Here is a 24534-nt window from a genome sequence, read left to right on the forward strand (position 1 = left end):
TCTCATCCTTTCTTTATATAAGCTAAAAAATATGGTACATTTCTATATAATTAGAGATTATTATAAACGAAGTGGATAAAGTTGTCACCCCTTTATTTATAAAACGCGTTTAAGTAATAAAGAATTTTTTAATTTTCAAAAAAGAAGGTGGGAAACTTGATTTTTGCATTAGACATTGGTACTCGTTCAGTAGTTGGCATTATTTTAAAGGAAACAGACGGACAATATCAAGTTGAAGACATTGTCATCAAGGAACACGAAGAACGAGCAATGCTTGACGGTCAAATTCATGATGTACTTGCTGTTTCAAAAGTCATTATCGATATAAAAAAAACGTTAGAGGAACGTCATGGACCTCTTACACGTGTATGCGTCGCAGCAGCAGGGCGTTCATTAAAAACAGAAAAAGGAAAAACGACGATTCCAATCAAAGGTAAGCCGCTTTTAACTCATGAAGATGTAATGTATTTAGAACTCGCCGCCGTTCAACAAGCACAAATGACATTAGCGGAAAAATCATCGAATGAAAAAAGTCATCACTATTACTGCGTCGGTTATTCGGTGACGTGCTATGAAATTGATGGTGAAGAAATCGGTAGCTTAATTGATCAACAAGGAGATGAAGCAAGCATTGAGGTCATCGCCACATTTTTACCGAAACTTGTCGTTGAATCGCTTCTTGCAGCATTGCAACGCGCCCATTTAGAAATGGAGGCGCTAACACTCGAGCCAATCGCTGCACTCAATGTGCTCATTCCTCCGACGATGCGGCGATTAAATGTTGCGCTTGTAGATATTGGTGCGGGAACGTCTGATATCGCAATTACAGATGGCGGGACAGTCATTGCTTACGGAATGGTGCCGATGGCGGGGGATGAAATTACAGAAGCGATTTCTGATGCATATTTACTCGATTTCCCTCTTGCTGAACAGGCGAAACGTGACTTACATACAAAAGAAACGGTAACAATTACAGACATTCTCGGTTTTGAAACAGAAGTGCCTCGCGAACAAATGATTGCAACTATTTCTGAGGCCATTGATCGCCTTGCTGATGCGATCAGCAAAGAAATTTTACGATTAAATAATCATCAACCTCCGAAAGCAGTGATGCTTGTTGGGGGGGGAAGCTTGACGCCAGAACTGCCAAAGCGGCTCGCTCAAAAGCTCCATCTTCCAGAAAATCGCGTCGCTATTCGCGGCATTGATGCCATTCAAAAGTTGCACATCGATCGTGAAGAAATGAAACATCGTCCAGAGCTCGTCACCCCTATTGGCATTGCAATTGCTGCAAAGCAAACACCGATTCAATACGTAACGGTAGAGGTAAACGGACAATCGATTCGTTTATTTGATATGAAGCAACTAACGATCGGTGATGCGCTATTAGCTGCAGGTATTCAATTACATAAACTATATGGAAAGCCAGGCTTGGCTTGCATCGTCACGTTAAACGGAAATACAATTACTATTCCTGGAACACATGGGGAGCCACCAATCATTATGAAAAATGGTAAGACGGCAACATTCGATACACCTATTAAAAACGGTGACCGTATCGTTGTTGAAAAAGGGAAAGATGGGAAGCAAGCAACCATTCAACTTCGTGATTTGGTTGAATCATTACCAACAAAACGAGTGACGATCAATGGGCAACAATATACAATTGAACCGCTTGTGTTGCGAAATGGGGAACACGTTTCCCTCGATGCTGTTTTATGTGATCGTGACGACATTGTCGTTCATATGCCAGAAACGGTGGAACAACTTCTACAAACAACAAAAAATGACGATCTTCTTCAACAGCTCGAGCCATTTACGATCACGTTAAATGGAAAAAAAATAAAATTTTCTGAGTGGTGCGCAACAATATATCGAAACGGAAAGGAATGCCCACGCTACGCACCGTTTGAAGACGGCGATCACATCGTTGTTCATCAACAAAATGAACGAACAGTTGCCCAAATAGCTGAAGCAAGACAGCTGAAACTTCATTACTCGCTTCCAATTATATTTAACGGTGAAACATTAACATTAACAAAACAAATTGGTGCGTTTTATCGTAACGGTGAACAGCTTCATGAGAACGATCTCGTTCAACATGGAGATGAGCTTCAATTTAGCGAGCGAAAAATCGAACCGTTTATTTTTCAAGATATATTTCAATACGTCCAAGTTGATATTCCTCAAGGGGCGTCAACAACGTTTACATTACTAAAAAACGGGAAACCAACAACATTTTTTGAAACGCTTGCCCCAGGTGATCAACTTGAAATTGTTTGGCAGAAGAAAAAGCAACTATGAGCAGTCCATAGTTGCTTTTTTCTTTTATTTTAAGTTTTCTGGGTTTAATGGTTGTAACTCTGGAAGGACAAAACGTCCATCTTTACGAATAAGTACACCATCAAAATATATTTCACCGCCACCATATTCTGGACGTTGGATCATAACCATATCCCAATGGATGTTCGAATGGTTGCCATTGTATGCTTCATCGTAACATTGACCCGGTGTGAAATGGAAGCTACCGTCGATTTTTTCATCAAATAAAATGTCTTGCATCGGATGTTGAATGTACGGGTTAACCCCGATTGCAAATTCACCGATGTAACGCGCCCCTTCATCTGTATCAAAAATTTGATTAATCCGTTCTGTATCGTTTGCTGTTGCTTCAACAATTTTTCCATCTTTAAACGTTAATTTGACATTTTCAAACGTAAATCCTTGATAAGGTGAAGGCGTATTAAACGAAATGGTACCATTGACCGAGTCGCGAACTGGAGCTGTATACACTTCTCCGTCTGGAATATTCATTTGCCCTGAACATTTTATAGCAGGAATATCTTTAATGGAGAACGTTAAATCTGTACCTGGTCCTGTAATGCGCACTTGATCCGTTTTATTCATCAGCTCAACAAGCGCATCCATCGCTTTATCCATTTTACCGTAGTCTAAGTTACATACGTTGAAATAAAAATCTTCGAACGCCTCTGTACTCATTTTCGCGAGCTGTGCCATAGACGGATTCGGATAGCGGAGCACGACCCATTTCGTTTTCGGTACACGAATGTCCCGATGCACTTTTTGCATAATCGTTTTTCCGTGAATTTTCATTTTATCAGCTGGCACATCTGCAAACTCGTTAATGTTATCGCCTGCACGTAATCCGATGTAAGCATCCATTTCTTTCATGACATTTGCTTCAAATTCAGCCATCATGTTAAACTGCTCTTCTTGCGCACCAAGTAGAAGCGCACGATCAACTTGATGATCTTTTAATGAAACAAACGGATACGCTCCTACAGCATACGCTTCACGCACAAGTGCAATGACGAGCTCCCGTTGCAAACCGAAGTTTTCGATTAATACTTTTTCTCCTTTTTGCAGACGAAGCGAGTAATGAATTAAGTTTTTCGCCAACTTTTCAATGCGCGGATCTTTCATTTTTTATTCCTCCATTCCATCGTATGTACATGTATATTGTAACCGATCCACAAAAAATTTGGAGTTTTTTGCAGGATTTTTTCTCTTTTTGTCGAATAAATCGTAGGATAGATGGAAAGGAGTTTTATACAATGGACATCATTTTGTATGGCAGCATTGCACTCATTGCGATCGCTTTTCTTATTTTAGTCATTTATGTCGTCCAAACATTAAAAACACTTCAAACGACGTTACAACACGTCGCGAAAACTGTGGAAGAAGTTGAAAAACAAATGCATGAAATCGGGAAAGAAACGGCACAATTACTACATAAGACGAATGCCCTCGCAGATGACGTGCATAAAAAGGCAGAAAGCTTACAAAGCGTATTTGATGCGGTAAAACAAGTAGGTGTCACCGTTCAAACATTTAGCGACTCAATTTCTAAAACGTTAACAACAAACGAAAAAAAAATTACACAGGCAATTCAATGGGGACAAACATTTATTGAAATATGGACAAAATGGAAAGAAAAACGAAAATAAGGAGGCATTCATATGGCGAAAAACGGTTCTTTTCTACTTGGGGCAATCGTTGGGGGAATTGCGGGTGCAGCAGCAGCACTATTCTTGTCAAGCGAACGTGGAAAGCAGTTATTGACTGAATCAACAGAGCAAGGAAAACAGCTATTGAATGAGTTAAAAGAGAGCAATATAAACAAATGGGGAAAAAGTGAAGAAAAAGAGGAGCCAACAAAAGGCGAACAAGAGAAACCACAGGGAGTTTCATCTATCCCGATTCCGCTCCCTTCATCAGATGTCGAACAGTTATTAAAAGAAACGGAACAGGCGGTTCATGATGCCGAAAAACGTTTGAATAAAGGAACTGATGCACATGGAGAAAGTTGAAACAATTGAGCAATTTGAGCAAATCTGTTTGTCACAGCGACCATTTTTATTTATGAAACATAGTCTTACATGTCCAATTAGTCATCGGGCATGGGGAGAGTTTGAACGCTTTACAAACGATTTCCCACACATTCGCGCCTATTACTTGCATGTGCAACATGCTCGCCCGTTGTCACAACATATCGCAGAAGCGTTTCAAGTAAAGCACGAATCCCCTCAAGTGTTATGGGTGACGGAACAAGGGATAGAGTGGCATGCTTCACATTGGAACGTCACGTATGAGGAGATGAAAAAAGCAACTATGAGCACATCATAGTTGCTTTTTACTTATACGTGAACCGATTGTTCATATTTCTCTTGAAATTTTTGAATATCGCCTGCCCCCATAAAAATAAGGACAGCGTGATCATGCTGTTTTAACACGTCAACTTGTTCCTCATGCAAAAGCTTTGCTCCATCAATTTTTTCACGTAAATCTTCGATCGACAATTTTCCTTGATGTTCGCGCGCCGACCCAAAAATATCGCACAAATATACGGCATCAGCAAGCGATAAACTTTCTGCAAACTGTTGTAAAAATGTTTGCGTTCGTGTATATGTGTGCGGTTGGAAAATCGCAACAATTTGACGCTCTGGATACTTTTGTCTTGCCGCCTCAATCGTTGCCCGTATTTCTGTCGGATGATGAGCATAATCATCAATAAGCACTTGCGAACCAAACAGCTTCTCATGAAAGCGACGTTTCACCCCAGGAAACGTTTTTAATCGTTCCTGAATAATATTTACATCGATTCCTTCATAATGGCAAAGCGCAATGACAGCGAGCGCATTAAGCACGTTATGGTCTCCATATCGTGGAATATAGAAAGAAGCGAAAAACGTATGGCGCACAAACACATCAAACGATGTACCTTCCGATGTTTTTACAATATTTCGTGCTTGAAAATCGTTATCTTCACCAAATCCATAAAAGACAACAGGGACTTTCGCCTGGATTTTCTGTAAATATTCATCATCCCCACAAGCGATAATTCCTTTTTTCACTTGCCACGCCATTTGTTGAAATGCAGAAAACACATCTTCAATATTTGCAAAATAATCTGGGTGATCGAAATCAATATTTGTCATAATCGCATAATCAGGGGAATAGGCTAAAAAATGACGACGATACTCGCAAGCTTCAAATACAAAATACTTACTGCCCTCTCTTCCCTTTCCCGAACCATCCCCAATCAAATATGACGTCGGTTGCGCGCCTTGCATCACATGAGCGAGCAATCCTGTTGTTGACGTCTTTCCATGGGCACCAGTCACAGCGATGCTAGTGAATTTTTGTAAAAATTCACCTAAAAATTGATGGTAACGAATGACAGGTACACCGAGTTCGCGGGCTGCTACAATTTCTTCATGGGTATCTGGAAATGCGTTCCCTGCGATCACAACCATATCTTTTTGAATATTTTCGGCACTAAATGGGAAAATAGGAATTCCTCGTTCTTCTAAAGCTTCTTGCGTAAAAAACCGCTTATCGTAGTCTGACCCTTGCACAACACATTTCATATCATGTAACACTTGAGCAAGTGCGCTCATGCCAGTTCCTTTAATGCCGACAAAATGGTAAATAGTCATAAAAAAACCTCCACCAACTATCGTTGATCTATATAGCAGTATATGACACAAATTCCGTTTTGCTATTTTCATCTTATGTAACAAATCTCATTATACCATCGTTTGCGAGTAATGATAAGAAAAACTGATAGAAGCATCGTTCTTCTATCAGTTTTTCCGTGTTACTGACCAGTATACTCCACTTTTTCAAGGCGTGGATTTGGACGATAACGGCGGCCTGCTTTCGCTTGATGTTTTCCGTTTAATAATACGTTATCACCAGTAAAACCGATATGTACTTTTAACAAACTGCTTCCTACACCGTACATATCGACCGGCACACCTTGTTTTTCGAACTCAATAATGCGCTGTTCGTTAAATCCACCGCTAACAACAATTTTCACATGCTCAAATCCTTCGCGATCAAGTGCCTCACGCAAAGCGAAAATAAGTGGTGGATTCACACCACGCGGATCAAATGTACCGAGCACTTCTGGATGGCGAATAAAATATTGGTCGATCATTGTTCGAGACGTATCAACGCGAACAGCCTTTAACTTATCGCCAAACTCCCGCGCCACTTTCAGCGCATCTGTAATACAGTCATTGTTATAATCAACAAGAACAATTAAATCATCGTCTGGATATTTTTCGTGATACGCCTTTGCCGCCGCAACAACATCACCATCAAACAGTTGAATGAGCGCATGTGGCATCGTCCCCATTCCTTGTTTTCCCCACCATTCGTTCATCGCATGTGTCGCTTGTGCAGTTGAACCACCAATAAAAGCAGCATATCCGTCGCCTGCTTGCATCATAAAATGGTCATCACGATCCCCCATAAAAATGACCGGTTTTTGTACACCAGATAAAGCTGCTGCTTTAACAACGTTATACACGTTTGTTGCTACAGATGTTCGACGCGCTAAAATCCCATCAATAATGCCTTCTAAATACCCGAAATTTTGATACGGACCGGTAATAGTCAGCACTGTCTCAAACGGACTAATTTTATCTCCGTCTTTTAATGAATAAATTTCTAATTTTTCTGGCTCATCCGCAAACGTATGCAATAAAGCAATCACTTCATCCGTTCCGCATAAAACGGCATGTTCTTTTTGAAAAAACTGCATTGTGACAATATTATTTGGGCGAAATTGTTTTACAATTTCACGCGTTTTCAAAAAATATACAGCTGAAAACCAGCCATCTCGCACACGCTCATCAAATTTAAACGTTTTATTCGTTAGCCGTTTAATCTTTCCTTGTAGCTTTAATTCGATTTCCTTCATTTTTCTTTCCCCTTCAACCATCGTTTTCACGTATTTAGCATAGCATGTTTTCTATTTCACGACTACTTTATCTAAATTGTGTCTTGTAGTTGTTCAAGATCTTGTTCATCAATTAAAACATCGCGTGGCTTGCTTCCTTTCGGAGCGGAGACGATTCCGCGTTGCTCCATCATCTCGATTAAGCGTGCTGCTCGGTTGTAGCCAATGCGAAAGCGACGTTGTAAACTTGATGTGGAAGCGCCACCCTGTTGAACAACAAACTCACACGCCTCGTAAAACAATTCATCATCTTCATCAGCTTGTACAAGTTGTTGCAACAGTTCATCATGTTGGAATAAGTAAGACGGTTCCATTTGCTGACGCACATGGGCGACAACGCGCTCAATTTCTTCATCGGATACGAAATTGCCTTGTAAACGAATCGGCTTCGCTGTTCCATTTTCCAAAAACAACATATCGCCTCGCCCAAGTAACTTTTCCGCACCGTTTATATCAATAATCGTGCGCGAATCAATTTGTGACGATACAGAAAAGGCAATGCGCGTTGGAATATTTGCTTTAATTAAGCCGGTAATAACATCGACTGATGGCCGTTGTGTAGCAACAAGCAAGTGCATACCGCATGCTCGCGCTTTTTGAGCAATACGACAAATCGCTTCTTCGACGTCAGCTGGCGCAACCATCATTAAATCTGCAAGTTCATCAATAACAATGACGATATAAGGTAAATGTTGTTCCGGCTTTTGTGCTTTTCGTACTAACTCGTTGTAACGAACAATATCACGCACGCCCGTATGTGCGAATAGTTCATATCGTCGCTCCATTTCAGATACAGCCCATTTTAACGCTGCTGTTGCTGCTTTTGCATCAGTAATAACCGGGCTGACTAAGTGTGGAATATGATTGTATGGTGCAAGCTCGACCATTTTCGGATCAATTAATAGCAACTTCACTTCATGTGGTGTTGCTTTATACAACAAACTGACTAACATCGCATTCATACATACACTTTTTCCTGATCCTGTTGCCCCAGCGATCAACCCATGTGGCATTTTTTTTAAATCGGTAACAATTGGCCTTCCTGAAATATCCAACCCTAAAGCAACGGTTAATGGAGAGTCTGACTTCTGAAACGCTTCGCTCTGTAAAACTTCGCGAATAAAGACAGGGCGACTGGATCGATTCGGCACTTCAATCCCTATTGTGTTTTTTCCTGGAATAGGTGCTTCCATGCGAATATCTACAGCTGCCAAGTTTAATTTCATATCATCTGCTAAATTCGTAATTTTATTCACTTTCACGCCAAGTTCCGGCTGTACTTCAAAGCGAGTAACTGTCGGACCTTTCGTTACATGAACAACCTTTGCTCCAACGTTAAAATTTTTAAACGTCTCATTCAACCGCTCCGCTTGCTCTTTTAACCATATTTCATCATCTTCATGGCGGACGAGTGGTTGATGCAACAACGATAAGGACGGAAACACGTACGTTGACTGTTTTTTTCGCTCTTCCCATTTTTCCCGATCTTGCTTTAACATCATCACATTGTATGGCACACCACTTCGTTGGCGTACTCGCTCCTCTTTTTCTTCTAATCGCCCCTGCCCTCTATTTTCTTGCGGCTGTTTTTGTTCCGTTTTCTCTTCAGCAATTTCTACTTCTTCTTGTTTTTCGTCTTCCTTTTCATGAACAACATCGCCGACCTCGTTGTGAAGCGACTCACTCCCTTGATGCAACTCACTCCCTTGATGCACATGTTCGTTTGTCTCAGCAACAAGATGTTCTTCTTTTTCTGTCGATTCAGTTGCCTCTACATTCACGCATTCGTTTGTCTCGACTTTTTCAACACTCGGAAGTTCAAATTCAACCATTTGTTTATCTTCATTTTTTCGTTTCACGTGTTCCATTCGTTTATAACCAAATACAGGCGACGGGACATCCGTTGGTCGAAATGCGCGTGATTCACCCGCTTTACGATCGAGACGATATACTTTTTTCTCAAATGAACTCGTTTGTGACGACGTTTCATATGTTCGATCTTTTCTTTTTTCTTTCGGTTCATCTGGAATTAACGGAAAGCGAAACTTTCCTTTCGGATATTCATAAACGACTTTTGCCTCCATCTCTTTATGTTCGTTTTTTGGAGCGGATGGAGAGTGTTTTCGCGTCTCTTTTATCTCATCGTTCTCTCCAAATAAATAACGAAATAATGCCTTTAACCAACCCATTCAGTCCTCACTCTTTCTTTGTACATTCAGTTTTATTTTATCACAAAAAAAGCTGACTGCCGCAACGGAAGTCAGCTGAAAAATGGTTGGCCTACTTCGTACTCATCATTCAAAACGAGAATGCCTTTCTCCTGAGGAGCGTTCGGTAAGTTTAGTTCGCGTGCAGAACAAATCATTCCGTAAGATTTTACGCCACGCAGCTCTGCCTCTTGAATGACAAGACCGCTTGGCATGACTGCCCCAACTTTTGCAACAACAACTTTTTGTCCAGCGTCAACGTTTGGAGCGCCACATACAATTTGCAACGTCTCCGTACCGACATCGACTTGACAGACGCTTAATTTATCCGCATTCGGATGTTTCTCTTTTTGTTTCACGTAGCCGACAACAAACTTCGGTGAAAAATCAGCCGCTACTTGCTCATCTACACCATTTTTTTTCAGTATATCATTAATTGTCGCAATCACTTGTTCTGTTAGTTCGACGACACCATTTCCTTCAAATGTACCGTATGTAGACGCGTGAAAAATATTGTAACCGACTGTTTCACCTGTCTGTTCATTGAAAATGCGCGCAACATCTCCTTTTTTCTCAAAAGCTCGCACTTGCGGATCAACAGCTTTCAACGCAATAAGTAACGTATCTCCGATCCCTTCACGATTGTAAAATACATTCATTGTGTCTCATCCTTTCGACGGTTTTTTCCGAGAATAAAAATGGGTTGAAGTTGCCCATCTTCGTATAAAAATGAAAGGGCAGTAATCGGCACTCGACCGCTTGCAAAAAAACTCATCGTCAACTGCGCAAGTACATCATATCCGATTTCGTTCTCAATGTCAGCAATAATAAGCACATCTTGATGAGGAACTGCCAATAACATCGTTCCCTTTATTTTTTCAGCAAACTTTTTCAAAAAAGCATCGTTTAATATACGACTTGCATCATATCCATCGTTTGTGTTCAAAAAGTAAAACGTATTGCCGGCGACACGATCTTCTTTCACCGTCGTCGGCAATGAGCGAACGTTAAAGCGCGCAACTTCTTTTAATTGTTGCACATCCCATCGCTCCGATTCGACTAAACGTTCATCAATTAGCCGATACGTTGTTCCTAAATCAAGTGCATAATAAATGCGCGTTTCTGCCGTATGTTCGTCATAAATAAACATCGTTCCTTCATTCGTCTTTGTCGGGAATGAGGTAGAACGAATGACTGGATATATATGCTTTTCTTTTCCATGTAACGACGAATGATCATGTAATGCAGTTAATGTTTGTTCGACGTAATAAACGACTTCGTCAATGGCACGCTCTTTCTCAATTTCCCATTTTGCGATAATTGGTGGCAAGGAGATCGTCACTCCTTTTTTCGTTTCCCGATGTTCAATGCGGAGTGTATCTTTTTTTCGATCCCATTGAAACTCCCATGGATAATGACATAGCCGCTGTTGAATATGATCGCTTATTTGCCGACTATTCATTGCGCCCACCTAAACTTTGTTGAATAAACGCTACAATTTCTTCTTTTGTTTTCCGATCTTTGCTGACAAACCGTCCACGTTCTCGCCCATTCTCATATGCAATAAAACTCGGGATGCCAAATACGTTATGCTCCGTAAACAAATCGAGCAATTGATCGCGATCAACCGCATAAAACGTATAATCCGAAAACTGTTCTTCAATTTCTGGCAAAATCGGCTTGATAACTTGACAATCTGGACACCAATCAGCCGTAAACATCATAATCACTTTTCCACGCTGAATGACTTCATTGTATTGCTCGATGCTTTCAATCTTTTTCATCTATTTATCCACCCTTTCTTATGCTCATATTGCCCTTTTAACATTTGAACAATATGTGTATACATATTTGTTCGATCGAGCGTTCCGTTTGTCAAAATGCCAATCGCCCCTTCATTAGAACGGACATCGCGACGATTTGCATATTCATCTATAACTTCAGCCAATTCTTTTCCATGCTTCAATTGAATCCCGATTTCATCAGGCAACGGAATACGCGCTCCTCCTGCCACAACAACAACCCCATCTCGATCAACGAGCGCTCCCCAGTTGCATAACCAAATCGTCTCATCTTGTGCAATAAATACGCCACCTTCTAAACCAATCCCGATATGCGCTTGTTGTTCACGAACAGCTAATGTCGCACGCTCGATCGCTCCTTGCAACGTTTCTTCATCGGAGAAAGGTTGCTTTGACACGCTCGGTTGCACATCACTTGCGATGATCGTATGATGCATCTCGTGAAATATAGCTTGTACCGCCTTCACTTTCGTACTGTTTTTCGTTCCAACGGCAACTTTCATCTCACATTCCCCTTAAGCATTGTGACGAATCGCATCTACTGTCGCGCGATCACATTGTTTGACAAGAGCGACTAATAGCTGTTTGGCCGCTTCGTAATCATCTATGTGAACGATGGAAGCGTGCGTATGAATATAACGGGCACAAACGCCAATGACAGCTGAAGGGACGCCGCTATTAGCGATATGTACTCTTCCTGCATCCGTCCCACCGCCTGGTGAAACGAAATATTGATAAGGGATACGATGCGTTTCCGCTGTATCTAAAATAAACTCTCGCATACCGCGATGTGTAATCATCGTGCGATCATAAATGCGGACAAGCGCGCCTTTACCAAGATGCCCAAACTCTTTTTCGTCCCCTGTCATATCGTTTGCTGGGCTTGCATCTAGTGCGAAGAAAATATCTGGTTGGATCATTGTTGCTGCCGTTTGCGCCCCACGGAGACCTACTTCCTCTTGAACAGTCGCTCCAGAATATAGTACATTCGGCAACGTTTCATTTTTTAACTCTTTTAATAACTCAATTGCTAAACCACAACCGTAACGATTGTCCCACGCTTTCGCCATCACTTTTTTTCCGTTCGCCATCGGTGTAAACGGACAAATCGGCACAATTTGTTGTCCTGGACGAATGCCCATGCGCTCCGCATCAGCACGATCATCCGCTCCAACATCAATAAGCATATGTTTTATATCCATCGGCTTTTTCCTTTGCTCTTCGTCAAGCAAATGAGGCGGGATCGAGCCGATCACACCAACAATTGGTCCGTGATCCGTTATAATGTGCACACGCTGAGCTAGCAATACTTGACTCCACCAACCGCCAAGCGGCTGAAAGCGAATCATTCCTTGTTCAGTGATGGCGGTGACCATAAAACCAACTTCATCCATATGTCCAGCAACCATCACGACTGGTCCATTTTCTTTGCCGCGCTTCACACCAAAAATGCTTCCGAGACGATCTTGCACAATATCATCAGCATATTTTTGTAACTGTTCACGCATGAAAGCGCGCACCGCATGTTCATTTCCCGGCGCTCCTGGCAATTCGGTTAACGTTTGAAACAATTGCAAATCCATCATGTTTTCCCCTTTCTTTGCTCGCTATTTGTCATTGTAGCGAATTTTACATGTAGTTTCCACTCGAACAATTCGGTATACTAAAAGAAAAATGGAGGAATGTATGATGCGTATAAAAACGTTTCTTACTGGGATCGTTGTCGGTGCAACGGCAGCATACATATGGAATGAGTGGCAACATCAACGTTTTATTTCATCTGAGCAAGCGCTTCAAAAGGCGAAAGAAGCCTTTCAACAAACGGGTGACATTACAGGATCGTGGATCCAAACGACCGTTGAAACAATCGAAAAAAATGGGCTACGCTACAACGTCTATCGAGGTGGAATTACTCGTCCAACTGGTGCATATGAGTGTCTCATTGATGCAAAAACAGGAACAATTGTTGAAGTACGAAAATTGTAAAACCCAAGCAAACGGCTTGGGTTTTTATTGACGTTTAATCGATTCAATGATTTGAAACTCATCATTCCAACGGACAGCACGATAATACGCATCGTGATAAAACGTAAACCATGCATCGTTTTCCATTCCATAAGTGAGCCATTTTTGTTTAGCGAAAATGGACGTCATCGGATAATCATCATATGCCATCACCCAAAGCGGATTTTGATGTGCATGCGTCGGCATTAAATCACCGAGATGAACGGCCGTTTCCCCTTCGGATGTAATAACAATAATTGCATGTCCATCACTATGACCGCCTGTATGAATCATCGTAACACCAGGAACAACTTCTAACTGCTCGGCAAACGTATCCACTTGTTCTACAATCGCTTCCCAGTTTTCTTTCCAATACGTATTGCGCGAACGAATATTTGGCTCTTTCATCTCCGCCCATTCTACTGCTGATGTGATGATGCGCGCATGCGGAAACGTGGGAACGAGCGTATCTCCTTCCCATTTTGTTAAACCGCTCGCATGATCAAAGTGCAAATGCGTCATTAATACAAGCTCAATGTCTTCAGGAGTTAAAGAAAGAAGCGCCAACTGCTTTTCTAAGTCAGACTCTTCTGTAACACCAAAATTTCGTTTTTGTTTCTCATTCAATTTCCCTTTTCCGATGCCGGATTCAATGAGTATGTTTTTCCCACCCACTTGTAACAAAATCGGATCCGTGCGAAGCGGAATTTGATTTTGGTCGTTGCATGGATATTTTTTCATCCAAAGCGGTTTTGGCACGACGCCGAACATCGCTCCCCCATCCAAATGTGTAATTCCCCCATCCAACCATGTCATCGTTATTCGACCGATCGTTAATTTCTCCATCTTTTCTCCCCCTCTCATGATTTATTTTAACATTACAAAAATATTCAGAAAAGAAAAAAACCTATGCCCAATTACGACATAGGTTTTCGATATTTTACTTCACAGCGATAAATGGGATTTCCTTTTTCAGAAAACTTTTGTTCATATTCTGTCATCACATTTCCTTCGAAGCCGCTTCGATGAAGATCGAGGCTGACATATTGAAGAACTAGACCGTATTGAGAAAAACTGACAAGGGAATATTCAAACAATCCACGGTTATCTGTTTTAAAATGAATTTCCCCTTCATCGACTAAAATGTTTTCATACAGCTCCAAAAATGAACGATATGTTAAACGTCTTTTTTCATGTCGCTTTTTTGGCCACGGATCGGAGAAATTTAAGTAAATACGCTCGACTTCTCCTTTTGTAAAAATGTTTATTAAATCTTTCGCATTCACATTCAGTAAACGTAAATTTGGCAAGTCGTTCTCAATAAGCTTGTCTAGCGCGCTTACGATGACGCTTTCATATAACTCAATGCCGATATAGTTGACATGTGGATGCATTTTTGCCATTTCCGTAATAAAGCGACCTTTCCCCGTCCCAATTTCAATATGAATGGGATTGTCGTTTGCAAACAATTCATGCCAACGGCCTTTATATTGTTCCGGTTGTGGAATGATATATTGTGGGTATGATGCAATTTTTTCTTTCGCCCAAGGCTTATTTCGTAAACGCACGTCTCATCCTCCGTTTCTTTGCATATAAAAAGATAAAAATGGCCATATTATAAAACGAATAGGGGGATGAACATGGCCATTAATCATGAACATCAATTAACCGTGTTAAAAGACATTTTATCAGAGCATCAACTTGATCGTTCAGGGACAGTAGCCGAATGTGAACAAATTGAACGGCTCGCCAAATCATTAATAGCGAACGATGCTGTCCATTCTGAACTCAAACAAACATTATCCCATATTTACACGTACAGTCAAAGCGGAAAAAATGCAACTGATCTTTCTTCACACATCGATCAACATGAACAACAACTCGCTGAATGGATGGATCAATTAACGTAGCACATGCTCGAGGAAATGCAACAACCGTTGCATTTCCTTCTTATTGTTCCTTCCTCTATGCCATACAAGCAACACGATCGTTTGAGCCAACGTATACCATTTCATGCGCAACAACAACTGATCATTGAGCGGTAAACCGTATTGCTCTAACCAACTTTCCCATTGTTCTCTTGGAATGTAAGCATACAACAACACCCCGATATCAATGGCCGGATCAGCAATCATCGCGCTATCCCAATCAATTAAATAGAGTTGATTATCTTCTGTTAACAACCAATTGTTATGATTCATATCACAATGACAAACGACATAACCCTCGTGATACACATCATTTACATGTTTCTCTAAAAACGCAATAGCTTGTTGCACGACAGCATTTTCTTTTACGACACATTCGTTTTTTTTCACTTCCTCTAGCAAACGATTCGGCAATAAAGGTTTTTTACCGAGCCGTTCCATCATCGCTAACAATTCTTTTGAGCGATGAATTTTTCGAAGCAGTTGGGCAACTTGTTTGCTCGTCATATCGTGCGGTTTTAATTCGCGCGCTTGTAAAAACTGCTGGGCTGTAATCACATCTCCATTTTCCATTCGTCTCGTCCATACTAATTTTGGAACGATTCCTTCTGCCGACAAAACAGCTAAAAATGGAGAAGAGTTGCGCTTTAAAAACAACTTCTTCCCATCATGCTCCGCAATATATGCATCCCCTGTCGCACCGCCTGCTGGGGAAATTTCCCACTCCTTACCTAGTAACTGTTCCAAGTGAGCTCACCTTTCGACTTAGTCAAAATAAAAATAGCGATTGTCATCTTACTAGATTTTATCTTTCTGATCGTTTCCACGTCAACATTCAATTAATACCCATGTGCCAATTCCATTTATTTCAATAAACTGTTCGTATACTTTTTCTATTTCTTCTTGATTTGAACTAAAAGCGACTTTCCATTTCCCTTCAGAAAGAGGCAATGTCGTTTTCTTTTCTTCATTATGGTGAACGACAACAATTTGTTCCCATGGACCGTACAGTCCAACATCAACAAGCTGATAAGCAATGACAGATGGATGTGTGTCATAAAATTTTATGTGACGCCGAACTTGATCAGCGGTTAAAAACCGGAACGCACCATGCTTTTTCCGAAGCTCAATGAGTTTCATTACTTCTCGCACATCTTCTTCCCACTTGCTCTTCTCATTCCAATCTACTTGGTTTACTTCATCAGGGGCGTTATAGCTATTTTCCACCCCTTTTTTCGTTCGATAAAACTCTTGACCGCTATGCAAAAAGGGAATACCTTGCGATAATAAAACGATCGCTGTCGCTAGCTTTTGACGTTTCCGTCGAATATATTCGCTCTCATGTGCATTGGCAATCATCATTTTATCCCATAGCGTATGGTTATCGTGACATTCGACATAATTGACACTTTGCCTTGGCGAAAAGAAAAGATGAATACTTCCGCGAATCGCTTCCATTACTGCTTCTTTATATGAGCAATCCCCTAATGCAAACCCTCGATCACGAACTTGAAACGTGCTGCCTTTTACATAGTCGCGAAATCGATCATTAAAATAAGCGATGCGTGGGGTATGTTTCGCGTTCGCAATCATCGTCTTTTTTTCGCGAGGCAACGGAGTAGCTAGCTCCCAACCTTCCCCGAGCAAAATGACTGTCGGATCTATCGCATCAATCGCTCGCCGCACATCATTCATCGTATCTATATCTAAAATGCCCATTAAGTCAAAACGAAATCCGTCAACACCGTATTCGTTTAGCCAATACATGACGGAATCAATAATAAATTTACGTACCATTTTCCGCTCAGATGCTAAATCATTTCCAACTCCTGTCCCGTTTGACGGATAGCCATTTGATCCGTATCGAAAATAATAACCAGGAACAAGATGTTCAAACGACGATGTTTCTCGAATATATACGTGATTATATACAACGTCTAAAATAACGCGGATACCTTCTTTTTGAAACGCACGAATCGCCTGTTTTAACTCGATGATACGCACATATGGATCGGTTGGATCAGTTGCGTAACTTCCTTCTGGGGCGTTGTAATGAACGGTGTTGTATCCCCAATTGTACATTTGAAATGGCTGAAGTTCATCGACTCCTTCAAAATCTTGCACAGGCATGAGTTGAACATGTGTCACACCGAGCTGTTTCACGTACGAAAGACTTGTCACCGTTTCGCTCGGTCCAAATGTATCTCGCTCCGTTAGACCGAGATATTTCCCTTTATGTTTCACCCCACTTTTAGGATGAATGGTGAAATCACGCACGTGTATTTCATAAATGACCGCATCTGTCATAGAAATAAACGGAGGCATGGTCGGTTTCGGGATATTTGTCTTCGTCAGGTCAACGACAACACCATATGTGCCGTTTACTGAAACAGCTTTTGCATAAGGATCAACCGCCTCACGCCAAACAAAATTCACATACGTCATATACGTATAAAAAAATCGTTCAATATTTTCATAAATGGTATACGTCCATACCCCTTTTTGTTCTCGTATCATTTCATAAGTTGTTTCTTCTTTCGTCATTGGATGAATAAGCTTTAGTAACACGTTTGTAGCAGTTGGCGCCCATACTTTAAACGTCGTTTTTTCCGGTTTGTACATTGCACCGAGATCGTTTCCATCATATGCATATAAATCATCGAACAATTTTGTTCGCATTACTGCCCCTACTTGTAGAGGGGCTTGCCATCCTTCCTCTGTATAAACAACATATCGTTTTCCTAATTCAACAATAAAAGGGACAGTACATTCATATTTTGTAAATAAGTGTTGTCTCTCTGTTGAACGAATCGTTAAACGGTATGCTGTTTGCTCTTTATCACATAAAAAAAATATCGGTGCACGCTCGTGAACGACATCGTTCGGTATTAAAATTGTAATAACTGTCAGTTCATCTAAGTAGGCTTCAAATGGTTGTTTTTTAAACATTGTCGGTCACCAACTTCCACTTTTTAAATGAATGGTTTTCGTTGTAAAATGAATAAGTAGGGGGGAGAAATTATGCATTCATGCATTTCATGTAGCGTTCCGTTTCCACTTTTACCATCTGGTTACTTACTTATTATGCAAGAACAACAAAAAAAGTATTTATGTTATTCGTATGATTCATTACAACAATTAGCGACATATGTAGAAACGATCCATGAAAAGGAAAAAATGTTAGCGACGTTATGTAAAAACCCTGATGTGCCAGAATCGTTCGTTCCACTTCATGAATTAAGTATGCGAATTATGCATGCAGATGTTGTCCAATGCATCACAAATGAACCGTTGATGAGTTATTTACAACCGATTATTCATACGAATACGGGAGAAGTTTTTGCCTACGAATGTTTATTACGTTCACAACGATTTTCACCTATTCAGCTTTTTTCCGTTGCCCAACAAACAGGTTTGCATACGTTTTTAGACCGCCGAGCACGTGAAGAAGCAATTCGATCACGCATAAAAATAAAAAAAGGGATTAAAAGTTTCATCAACTTTTTACCATCAACCATTTACAATCCTGAATTTTGTCTTCGACATACATTTTCCATCGTCGAACAATATAACGTAGCACCTGAAGATCTCGTATTTGAAGTTGTTGAGACTGAGAAAATTGTTGATATTGACCATTTAAAAAACGTATTTGCCACATATAAGCGCTCAGGTATGAAAGTCGCTTTAGATGATGTCGGTGCAGGTTTTTCAACAATCGACATGCTTACGTTATTGCAACCTGATTATGTAAAAATCGATCGGCACTACATTCAAAACTGCGACAAAGAAGAAGAGAAGCAGGCGTTTTTAAAGGAAGTCACCCGAATCGCCAACACGCTTGGCATTCACGTACTTGCCGAAGGAATTGAACGAAAAGAAGAATTAGATTACTGCCGAGAAATTGGCATTCCGTTTGCCCAAGGATATTATATCGGCAAACCGAGCCCAAATCCGTTATAAAAAGAGGCTGAACGTTACTCATCAGCCTCTTCAAATTGTTCTATAACGAGCGGATCATAGTAACGCGCATCACAATATGTCAGCAATGATTGAGCTGCCTTCAACTGCATATGCTTCAGCGGCATCGTCAATTGCCTTAGCGACATAAACCATGCCTCATAATGTCGCCGATCAATGATTTCAAGATCGCTTGGTGCATAACGATAATCAATATATCCTTCACGATTGATTAACACTTTTTTTATCGGCATATCAACGTCAAACTGTTTATAAATCGTTTGAACAACTTTTTCTGTTCGATGAAGGGAAATCATCGGATTGACGATTTTTCGTTCCACGCCGTCAACCATCTCCGTCCAAAATCGTTCAGCCGAACCGACAATAATGTTGTTTTTTCGTTCTTCTGTAAACGCAATACACCAAGTCGTTGTCGGACTAATTAAAATCGTATTTAGCTCAACAGGGGCTTTTTTCAATAAAAATACAGGTTTATACATACATAAGTATGTATCAGGAAAACGTTGCAAAAAATACTTCAATTGTACATCATAATAATATTTCGGATCAATAATAGATTCTTCTGTTAATGTTGAACTTGCCCAACGAATTTGTAGTTGAAACAGCTTTTCTAAAAATAATATTTTTAATTCTTCAAGCGTTCGCGGCTCGGACGTAATGGAAACGACAAATTCTTCCTCTTCGTTCGGCTGTTCGTTTTCATTTTCTACGTCTTTTACTTTTTTTCGTTTCCATAGTTGTTTCACTTTATCAAAAAGCGATGGCTCTTCTTCAAGCCATTTCCATGATTGTTGTGAATGTAGCTCCGTCCTCATCGCAAGCTGACCCGTCTCCCACGCCTGCTTCATTCGTTCCCATTGTTTTTTTTTCAAACGAATGAACTCGCTCGGGTAATGATAAATATCTAGTTCGTAGCGCGAAATATAGTCTTGAAGCTTAATGAGCTGTCCCACACTGTAACCTCCAGCAACAAATAGTTACTTTCATTCTACAACAAAAGCAACAACGGGCAAAGGAGAGAGGCAAAAATTGCGCTTAACGTCATAGCGACTGAGCTAATCGCCGCTTCTTTTTTCCCGATTTCAAGCGCTTTTGCGGTGCCAATACCGTGAGAAGCTGCCCCAAGACCGCTTCCAATTCCTAAAGCTGTTGTAATGTGCAAACGTTGAAAAATGATCGGACCAAACATCGCACCAAAAATTCCTGCAATCATGACATATACAGCGGCAAGCGTCGGTATACCGTCGATCAACTTCGCAATATCCATTGCAACAGGCGATGTGACCGATTTCGGAATAATGGAGCGAACAATTTGTTCTGGCAAATGAAAAAGACGTGCGAACAATAAACCGCTCCCCATTCCAATGATCGTGCCGAAAAATGTGCTACATAGAAGCGGCCATAAAAACTGTTTTAACGTGTGCCGATGTTGATAAAGTGGCAAAGCTAACGCGACAACTGCTGGACCAAGCAAATGAACGAGCCATTTTCCTCCAGCCATATATTGTTCATACGACAAATGAAAAAGCGATAACGTGATGATAATGACTACCGTACTCGTTGCAACGGGTACGAGCAACGGAAAATAAAAGCGAGCATACAATTTGCGCATTGCTATATATACGATGATCGTCCATATGAGCAAACTAACGCCAATCATGCCCCTTTCACCTCGCGCACTCGCTTCTGCTCACGTGTTTGTGCCCATTGCCCAATAAAACCAGCAAACACCATGACCATCATTGTGCTGACGATCACAATGACAATGGACCATATTCCCGTCCCTGAAAAAAGCTCAACATAGTCCATGACTCCAACCGTTGCTGGGATAAATAAAAGCGTTAAATGAGATAAAAGCATATTTGCACCACGCGCAACCCACTTTTCTTTTACGATTCCAGTCACTAATAATAAAAATAACAGCAACATGCCGATCATACTCCCCGGAATTGGAATGTGTAGCAGCTGCTGAATGAACGAACCGATCATATAAAACATATACAATACCCCGATTTGAATCATCTTTTCTCCCCCTCTTATTGAATTATGAAAGAGGAAAACGCATTAGCGGCTTATATTTTGGTGTTTCATCTATATGTGTTTCATATAATACAACGTCATGGACGAAAAAGCGAATGTCCTCTCCTTCCATTTTTCTCGGATATGTTTCAAGCGAGAACGGAAACGACCCACTCCATTTTTTCGCAAGCGTAATATGCGGTGTAAACGGTCGTGAATCAAGCGAAAAACCGATGCGCTGGCACACGTTATACACATCTTGACGAAGGGAAAACAAACGCGGCTCCTCTTTTACCCCATACCATAAAATACGAGAACCGAATGAGTACACCTCGCTCAATTGTAAAGAAAATGACTGATGTTTTTTTACTACATCTGGCATAATCTCTGAGATTTGCTTTCGCTCTGTTTCGGTTGCTTGACCTAAAAACGCAAGTGTAATATGATAATCGGCTTCATGAACGAACAACCGAAATGGCGCTTCCCATTCAGCAATAAAAGCATGCAGCCGCTTTTTCACCTCGTTCGGTAGAGGAATTGCCAAAAAGTAGTGCATCTATCGTCCCACCTTTTAATTTTCTAAATTTTATCAAAATTCATATAGTTTCCGCAACGTCTTTTTTGACTGCCAAGCAAAAATCACCATGCCACCAAATGTCAACAACCCAAAAAATAAATATACATGCTCAATCGTCCAACGTTCTAAAATATACCCTCCTACAAATGTACAAAACCAGCTTCCGAGCCCATTTCCAACTGTAGCATAAAGCGATACAGCTGTTGTACGTACGTGTGCAGGAGTGACGTCCCGCACATATTGTAGCGCGGCTGGAATAAATAAACCGACGGACGCCCCTTGTACAATGGTCGTAGCATACACGATCATTAACGGTGGTTCAAAAAAGTAAAATAACCAACGAGCGCAAGATAATGCTGTTGCAACGAATAAAACGTTCATCATGCCAAACTTTCGCACGACCCCGTCAGCAAATTTCATAAACGGTGCTTCGCTTCCTGCCGCTAATAAAAAGGCAAGTCCGACCCCTGCAAGCGTTCCACCTAAATCAGTAATCAAAATGCCAAAATAAAAATTGTTAGCATAAATTGGGCCGAAAACAAGAAACGTCGTCAACAAAAATAAAAGAAACGGTGGAATACGAACTAACTCTTTCATTCCTTCACGAATGTTCACTTTGGCACTTGACTGCTCCTTTGGCAACTTCCACGCAAGCACACTCGACGTAATGAGTAAAGCAACGAAAATGTAAAAAATGAAGCGAAGATGAAACATCTCAGCGATTTGTCCAGCAATCGGTACGGCAGTCGCAAACCCAAGCGCTCCCCAAAGACGAATCGAGCCATACCTTTCATTCGCTTTTTGTACGTAATGAAGTGTAATACTATCAGATAATGGAACAATGCCACTTTGCATAACGGCAAGTAGTGCGGCAATAATGAGCAACCACATATAAGAATGAGCGAGCGAATACATAAAACCAAAAAAAGCGGTTCCTAGTAAAGATACGATCAACACCTGAACCGGTTGACGCGTATAATCGCTTACCATTCCCCAAATTGGTTGAATAAAAATCATAACAATGGGGCTAATGGACATAATCATCCCGATTTCTGTTCCTGACAATCCAACTTCATCTTTTAAATACACAGATAACAAAGGAAAAAGCGATCCAAAACTAAAAAACTGTAAAAAGTAAAATATGCGAAAAATACGTGTATACACAAAAATCCCCCATATCAAATAAAATGACGAAAAAGTACCGTCATGAGCGACGGCACTTTTCATTATAACATATTTTTGGAAATTGTCATTTTGCTAATTCATAAATCGCTTGGGCATAAATGGCTGTTGCTTTAAACAAATCATCGATAAACATATATTCGTCTTTTTGATGCGCCACATCTGGCCGATTTGGGAATAACGGACCGAACGCTACTCCTGCTTGTAACGAACGCGCATATGTTCCACCACCGATCGCAAGCAATGATGCCCGTTCGCCCATCTGTTCTTCATATACGCGTTGCAACGTTTGAACGAGCGGATGATCTTTTGCAACATAATGTGGTGAGGAATTCGAAAAGTTTTTTAGTACGAACTGATGGCGTTTGGCTACTTGCTCAATCATTTCTTTTGTGCGCGTCATATCGTTCGTGACAGGGTAACGTAAATTGATTCCTATCTTTCCGCCACGTTCGTTCGTATACGAAAGAATACCGACGTTAATCGTTAAATCCCCAAGTTCCTCGTTTGTATGCTCAACACCTAATCGCTTCCCACGCGTATCTCCATAAAAAAATTGCGACACAAATCGGACAAATTCATTGGCTTGTACATCTAGTATTTCATTTGCTAAAAATTTCGCGAGCCATATGCCTGCATTCACCCCATTGTTCGGCTCCATCCCATGTGCAGAAACACCACGAAGGCGCAACGTAAGCGTGTCACCGTCCACATGTGCTTCACCTTCAAGCGCATGCGCACGTAAAAATGTAAGAAAATGCTCTTTCATGTCGTTTTCGGTCGTTAACTGCAATACAGCTTCTGCAGAGTCTGGAACCATGTTGTATCGACGGCCGGATCGAAACGAAAGAAGAATATCATCATGCGTTTGTTTATTCATTGGCTGCTGAATGAGGTCAAAATCAGCAATTCCTTTTTCAGCATATATAATGGGGAAATCGGCATCTGGCGCAAATCCAATTGTCGGCATTTGTTCCGTTTGAAAATATCGCTCGACACATTGCCAATCGCTTTCTTCATCTGTTCCAATAATCATGCGTACGCGCTTAGAAAGCGGCAACCCGAGCTCTTTTACAATTTTCATCGCATAAAATGCAGCAATTGTCGGGCCTTTGTCATCTAATGCGCCGCGCGCATAAACTTTTCCATCCACAATCGTTGCCCCAAACGGCTCAAACGTCCAACCGTCACCAGGAGGAACAACATCAACGTGACATAATATGCCAACAATCTCTTCCCCATCCCCCATTTCAATATGCCCCGCTAATCCATCAACATTTTTTACCGCAAATCCTTCTTCTTCGCCTCGTTTTAACATGTAACAAAGCGCTTCGTACACTTCTTTTCCTAACGGTGCTTCTTGCGTTGCGGTCTGCTCATTTCGTACACTCGGAATGCGCAAAAACGTTTGTAAATCTTGCAAAAATGCCTTCTCTCGCTTTTTTACTTCTTCCATCCAATTCATGTTCATCGTCACTTTCCCCTTTCTTTAAGAAAAATATGGTTTTAATTGTGTTAATATTGTGTAAAATTCAGCAAATTTATAGCATTTTTCTTACGTTTTCGT

At 40.9% G+C, this 24534-nt stretch carries 26 protein-coding genes; 7 read left to right on the plus strand and 19 right to left on the minus strand.

The window, feature by feature from the left end; genetic code table 11:
* Nucleotides 1-147 precede the first annotated feature (147 nt).
* On the plus strand, nucleotides 148-2304 hold the full coding sequence (locus ACPF7I_RS11700; RefSeq protein ID WP_430746181.1) for a cell division protein FtsA: 2157 nt from the start codon (nucleotides 148-150) through the stop codon (nucleotides 2302-2304).
* Between the two features lie 24 nt (nucleotides 2305-2328).
* On the opposite strand, the gene ACPF7I_RS11705 is transcribed toward ACPF7I_RS11700, so the two are convergent.
* Nucleotides 2329-3444 (minus strand): aminopeptidase, encoded by a 1116-nt coding sequence (locus tag ACPF7I_RS11705; RefSeq protein ID WP_430746180.1) that lies wholly within the window; start codon nucleotides 3442-3444, stop codon nucleotides 2329-2331.
* Between the two features lie 131 nt (nucleotides 3445-3575).
* Between ACPF7I_RS11705 and ACPF7I_RS11710 the strand changes: the two genes are divergently transcribed.
* The 3 genes from ACPF7I_RS11710 to ytxJ are packed head-to-tail and all read left to right on the plus strand — an operon-like array spanning nucleotide 3576 to nucleotide 4647.
* Nucleotides 3576-3968, plus strand: coding sequence for a DUF948 domain-containing protein (locus tag ACPF7I_RS11710; protein ID WP_430746179.1), 393 nt, complete (start codon nucleotides 3576-3578; stop codon nucleotides 3966-3968).
* Nucleotides 3969-3980: 12 nt separating this feature from the next.
* Entirely contained in the window at nucleotides 3981-4331 is a 351-nt protein-coding gene (locus tag ACPF7I_RS11715) for a YtxH domain-containing protein (protein WP_430746178.1), read from the plus strand.
* Entirely contained in the window at nucleotides 4318-4647 is a 330-nt protein-coding gene (gene ytxJ / locus ACPF7I_RS11720) for a bacillithiol system redox-active protein YtxJ (protein WP_430746177.1), read from the plus strand. The genes ACPF7I_RS11715 and ytxJ overlap by 14 nt, the downstream gene beginning before the upstream one ends.
* Nucleotides 4648-4658: 11 nt before the next feature.
* Here the strand turns inward: ytxJ and murC are convergent, their stop codons facing one another.
* The 8 genes from murC to ACPF7I_RS11760 form a co-directional block, all read right to left on the minus strand.
* A complete protein-coding gene (gene murC, locus ACPF7I_RS11725) occupies nucleotides 4659-5960 on the minus strand; it encodes a UDP-N-acetylmuramate--L-alanine ligase (RefSeq protein WP_430746176.1) in 1302 nt (433 codons plus the stop codon).
* Nucleotides 5961-6121: 161 nt separating this feature from the next.
* Nucleotides 6122-7231 (minus strand): nicotinate phosphoribosyltransferase, encoded by a 1110-nt coding sequence (locus ACPF7I_RS11730; protein ID WP_021095599.1) that lies wholly within the window; start codon nucleotides 7229-7231, stop codon nucleotides 6122-6124.
* A gap of 71 nt (nucleotides 7232-7302) precedes the next feature.
* Nucleotides 7303-9459: a DNA translocase FtsK gene (locus tag ACPF7I_RS11735; RefSeq protein ID WP_430746175.1), complete on the minus strand. Its 2157-nt coding sequence runs from the start codon at nucleotides 9457-9459 to the stop codon at nucleotides 7303-7305.
* 71 nt (nucleotides 9460-9530) lie between these two features.
* Entirely contained in the window at nucleotides 9531-10136 is a 606-nt protein-coding gene (gene ytpR / locus ACPF7I_RS11740) for a YtpR family tRNA-binding protein (protein ID WP_430746174.1), read from the minus strand.
* A complete protein-coding gene (locus ACPF7I_RS11745) occupies nucleotides 10133-10939 on the minus strand; it encodes a DUF1444 domain-containing protein (protein ID WP_430746173.1) in 807 nt (268 codons plus the stop codon). The genes ytpR and ACPF7I_RS11745 overlap by 4 nt, the downstream gene beginning before the upstream one ends.
* The gene (locus ACPF7I_RS11750; RefSeq protein WP_430746172.1) at nucleotides 10932-11261 is read right to left on the minus strand and encodes a thioredoxin family protein; all 330 of its coding nucleotides are present in this window, start codon (nucleotides 11259-11261) and stop codon (nucleotides 10932-10934) included. Before ACPF7I_RS11750 ends, ACPF7I_RS11745 begins: the two co-directional genes overlap by 8 nt.
* Nucleotides 11258-11782, minus strand: coding sequence for a DUF84 family protein (locus ACPF7I_RS11755; protein WP_430746171.1), 525 nt, complete (start codon nucleotides 11780-11782; stop codon nucleotides 11258-11260). The genes ACPF7I_RS11750 and ACPF7I_RS11755 overlap by 4 nt, the downstream gene beginning before the upstream one ends.
* A 12-nt stretch (nucleotides 11783-11794) precedes the next feature.
* The gene (locus tag ACPF7I_RS11760; protein ID WP_430746170.1) at nucleotides 11795-12865 is read right to left on the minus strand and encodes a M42 family metallopeptidase; all 1071 of its coding nucleotides are present in this window, start codon (nucleotides 12863-12865) and stop codon (nucleotides 11795-11797) included.
* A 100-nt stretch (nucleotides 12866-12965) separates the two neighbouring features.
* Between ACPF7I_RS11760 and ACPF7I_RS11765 the strand changes: the two genes are divergently transcribed.
* Complete coding sequence (locus tag ACPF7I_RS11765) at nucleotides 12966-13265, plus strand: PepSY domain-containing protein (RefSeq protein ID WP_430746169.1); 300 nt, start codon at nucleotides 12966-12968, stop codon at nucleotides 13263-13265.
* A gap of 24 nt (nucleotides 13266-13289) precedes the next feature.
* Here the strand turns inward: ACPF7I_RS11765 and ACPF7I_RS11770 are convergent, their stop codons facing one another.
* Complete coding sequence (locus tag ACPF7I_RS11770) at nucleotides 13290-14129, minus strand: YtnP family quorum-quenching lactonase (RefSeq protein WP_430746168.1); 840 nt, start codon at nucleotides 14127-14129, stop codon at nucleotides 13290-13292.
* A gap of 71 nt (nucleotides 14130-14200) precedes the next feature.
* Nucleotides 14201-14851 carry a tRNA (guanosine(46)-N7)-methyltransferase TrmB gene (gene trmB, locus ACPF7I_RS11775; protein ID WP_430746167.1) on the minus strand — a complete coding sequence of 217 codons (651 nt, stop codon included), beginning with the start codon at nucleotides 14849-14851 and terminating at the stop codon, nucleotides 14201-14203.
* A gap of 72 nt (nucleotides 14852-14923) precedes the next feature.
* Between trmB and ACPF7I_RS11780 the strand changes: the two genes are divergently transcribed.
* Nucleotides 14924-15193: a YtzH-like family protein gene (locus ACPF7I_RS11780; RefSeq protein WP_009361580.1), complete on the plus strand. Its 270-nt coding sequence runs from the start codon at nucleotides 14924-14926 to the stop codon at nucleotides 15191-15193.
* Here the strand turns inward: ACPF7I_RS11780 and ACPF7I_RS11785 are convergent.
* Both ACPF7I_RS11785 and pulA read right to left on the minus strand, forming a co-directional pair.
* Nucleotides 15185-15958, minus strand: coding sequence for a phosphotransferase (locus tag ACPF7I_RS11785; RefSeq protein WP_430746166.1), 774 nt, complete (start codon nucleotides 15956-15958; stop codon nucleotides 15185-15187). The two genes, ACPF7I_RS11780 and ACPF7I_RS11785, sit on opposite strands and share 9 nt — an antisense overlap.
* A gap of 81 nt (nucleotides 15959-16039) precedes the next feature.
* Nucleotides 16040-18160 carry a type I pullulanase gene (gene pulA, locus ACPF7I_RS11790; RefSeq protein ID WP_430746165.1) on the minus strand — a complete coding sequence of 707 codons (2121 nt, stop codon included), beginning with the start codon at nucleotides 18158-18160 and terminating at the stop codon, nucleotides 16040-16042.
* A 72-nt stretch (nucleotides 18161-18232) separates the two neighbouring features.
* On the opposite strand from pulA, the gene ACPF7I_RS11795 reads away from it, so the two are divergent.
* Nucleotides 18233-19171: an EAL domain-containing protein gene (locus tag ACPF7I_RS11795; RefSeq protein ID WP_430746164.1), complete on the plus strand. Its 939-nt coding sequence runs from the start codon at nucleotides 18233-18235 to the stop codon at nucleotides 19169-19171.
* 14 nt (nucleotides 19172-19185) lie between these two features.
* On the opposite strand, the gene ACPF7I_RS11800 is transcribed toward ACPF7I_RS11795, so the two are convergent.
* From ACPF7I_RS11800 to pepV, 6 genes are all read right to left on the minus strand, one after another.
* Nucleotides 19186-20142, minus strand: a complete 957-nt coding sequence (locus ACPF7I_RS11800; protein ID WP_430746163.1) for an NERD domain-containing protein — start codon at nucleotides 20140-20142, stop codon at nucleotides 19186-19188.
* Between the two features lie 35 nt (nucleotides 20143-20177).
* Nucleotides 20178-20849 carry an LrgB family protein gene (locus ACPF7I_RS11805; protein WP_430746162.1) on the minus strand — a complete coding sequence of 224 codons (672 nt, stop codon included), beginning with the start codon at nucleotides 20847-20849 and terminating at the stop codon, nucleotides 20178-20180.
* The gene (locus ACPF7I_RS11810; RefSeq protein WP_430746161.1) at nucleotides 20846-21211 is read right to left on the minus strand and encodes a CidA/LrgA family protein; all 366 of its coding nucleotides are present in this window, start codon (nucleotides 21209-21211) and stop codon (nucleotides 20846-20848) included. The genes ACPF7I_RS11805 and ACPF7I_RS11810 overlap by 4 nt, the downstream gene beginning before the upstream one ends.
* Before the next feature lie 22 nt (nucleotides 21212-21233).
* Nucleotides 21234-21764 (minus strand): RNA 2',3'-cyclic phosphodiesterase, encoded by a 531-nt coding sequence (gene thpR, locus ACPF7I_RS11815; protein ID WP_430746160.1) that lies wholly within the window; start codon nucleotides 21762-21764, stop codon nucleotides 21234-21236.
* A 33-nt stretch (nucleotides 21765-21797) separates the two neighbouring features.
* Nucleotides 21798-22949 carry an MFS transporter gene (locus ACPF7I_RS11820; protein ID WP_430746159.1) on the minus strand — a complete coding sequence of 384 codons (1152 nt, stop codon included), beginning with the start codon at nucleotides 22947-22949 and terminating at the stop codon, nucleotides 21798-21800.
* Between the two features lie 85 nt (nucleotides 22950-23034).
* Nucleotides 23035-24438, minus strand: a complete 1404-nt coding sequence (gene pepV, locus ACPF7I_RS11825) for a dipeptidase PepV (RefSeq protein ID WP_430746158.1) — start codon at nucleotides 24436-24438, stop codon at nucleotides 23035-23037.
* Nucleotides 24439-24534: the final 96 nt, after the last annotated feature.

Source organism: Anoxybacillus dikiliensis, from assembly GCF_050613275.1.
GTDB lineage: Bacteria > Bacillota > Bacilli > Bacillales > Anoxybacillaceae > Anoxybacillus.

Excerpts from the sequence above, each read along its gene's own strand:
- ACPF7I_RS11705 (WP_430746180.1), bottom strand. The coding sequence starts at position 3,444 with ATGAAAGATCCGCGCATTGAAAAGTTGGCGAAAAACTTAATTCATTAC.
- ACPF7I_RS11710 (WP_430746179.1), top strand. The coding sequence starts at position 3,576 with ATGGACATCATTTTGTATGGCAGCATTGCACTCATTGCGATCGCTTTT.
- ACPF7I_RS11715 (WP_430746178.1), top strand. The coding sequence starts at position 3,981 with ATGGCGAAAAACGGTTCTTTTCTACTTGGGGCAATCGTTGGGGGAATT.
- ytxJ (WP_430746177.1), top strand. The coding sequence starts at position 4,318 with ATGGAGAAAGTTGAAACAATTGAGCAATTTGAGCAAATCTGTTTGTCA.
- murC (WP_430746176.1), bottom strand. The coding sequence starts at position 5,960 with ATGACTATTTACCATTTTGTCGGCATTAAAGGAACTGGCATGAGCGCA.
- ACPF7I_RS11730 (WP_021095599.1), bottom strand. The coding sequence starts at position 7,231 with ATGAAGGAAATCGAATTAAAGCTACAAGGAAAGATTAAACGGCTAACG.
- ACPF7I_RS11735 (WP_430746175.1), bottom strand. The coding sequence starts at position 9,459 with ATGGGTTGGTTAAAGGCATTATTTCGTTATTTATTTGGAGAGAACGAT.
- ytpR (WP_430746174.1), bottom strand. The coding sequence starts at position 10,136 with ATGAATGTATTTTACAATCGTGAAGGGATCGGAGATACGTTACTTATT.
- ACPF7I_RS11745 (WP_430746173.1), bottom strand. The coding sequence starts at position 10,939 with ATGAATAGTCGGCAAATAAGCGATCATATTCAACAGCGGCTATGTCAT.
- ACPF7I_RS11750 (WP_430746172.1), bottom strand. The coding sequence starts at position 11,261 with ATGAAAAAGATTGAAAGCATCGAGCAATACAATGAAGTCATTCAGCGT.
- ACPF7I_RS11755 (WP_430746171.1), bottom strand. The coding sequence starts at position 11,782 with ATGAAAGTTGCCGTTGGAACGAAAAACAGTACGAAAGTGAAGGCGGTA.
- ACPF7I_RS11760 (WP_430746170.1), bottom strand. The coding sequence starts at position 12,865 with ATGATGGATTTGCAATTGTTTCAAACGTTAACCGAATTGCCAGGAGCG.
- ACPF7I_RS11765 (WP_430746169.1), top strand. The coding sequence starts at position 12,966 with ATGATGCGTATAAAAACGTTTCTTACTGGGATCGTTGTCGGTGCAACG.
- ACPF7I_RS11770 (WP_430746168.1), bottom strand. The coding sequence starts at position 14,129 with ATGGAGAAATTAACGATCGGTCGAATAACGATGACATGGTTGGATGGG.
- ACPF7I_RS11780 (WP_009361580.1), top strand. The coding sequence starts at position 14,924 with ATGGCCATTAATCATGAACATCAATTAACCGTGTTAAAAGACATTTTA.
- pulA (WP_430746165.1), bottom strand. The coding sequence starts at position 18,160 with ATGTTTAAAAAACAACCATTTGAAGCCTACTTAGATGAACTGACAGTT.
- ACPF7I_RS11795 (WP_430746164.1), top strand. The coding sequence starts at position 18,233 with ATGCATTCATGCATTTCATGTAGCGTTCCGTTTCCACTTTTACCATCT.
- ACPF7I_RS11805 (WP_430746162.1), bottom strand. The coding sequence starts at position 20,849 with ATGATTGGCGTTAGTTTGCTCATATGGACGATCATCGTATATATAGCA.
- ACPF7I_RS11810 (WP_430746161.1), bottom strand. The coding sequence starts at position 21,211 with ATGATTCAAATCGGGGTATTGTATATGTTTTATATGATCGGTTCGTTC.
- thpR (WP_430746160.1), bottom strand. The coding sequence starts at position 21,764 with ATGCACTACTTTTTGGCAATTCCTCTACCGAACGAGGTGAAAAAGCGG.
- pepV (WP_430746158.1), bottom strand. The coding sequence starts at position 24,438 with ATGAACATGAATTGGATGGAAGAAGTAAAAAAGCGAGAGAAGGCATTT.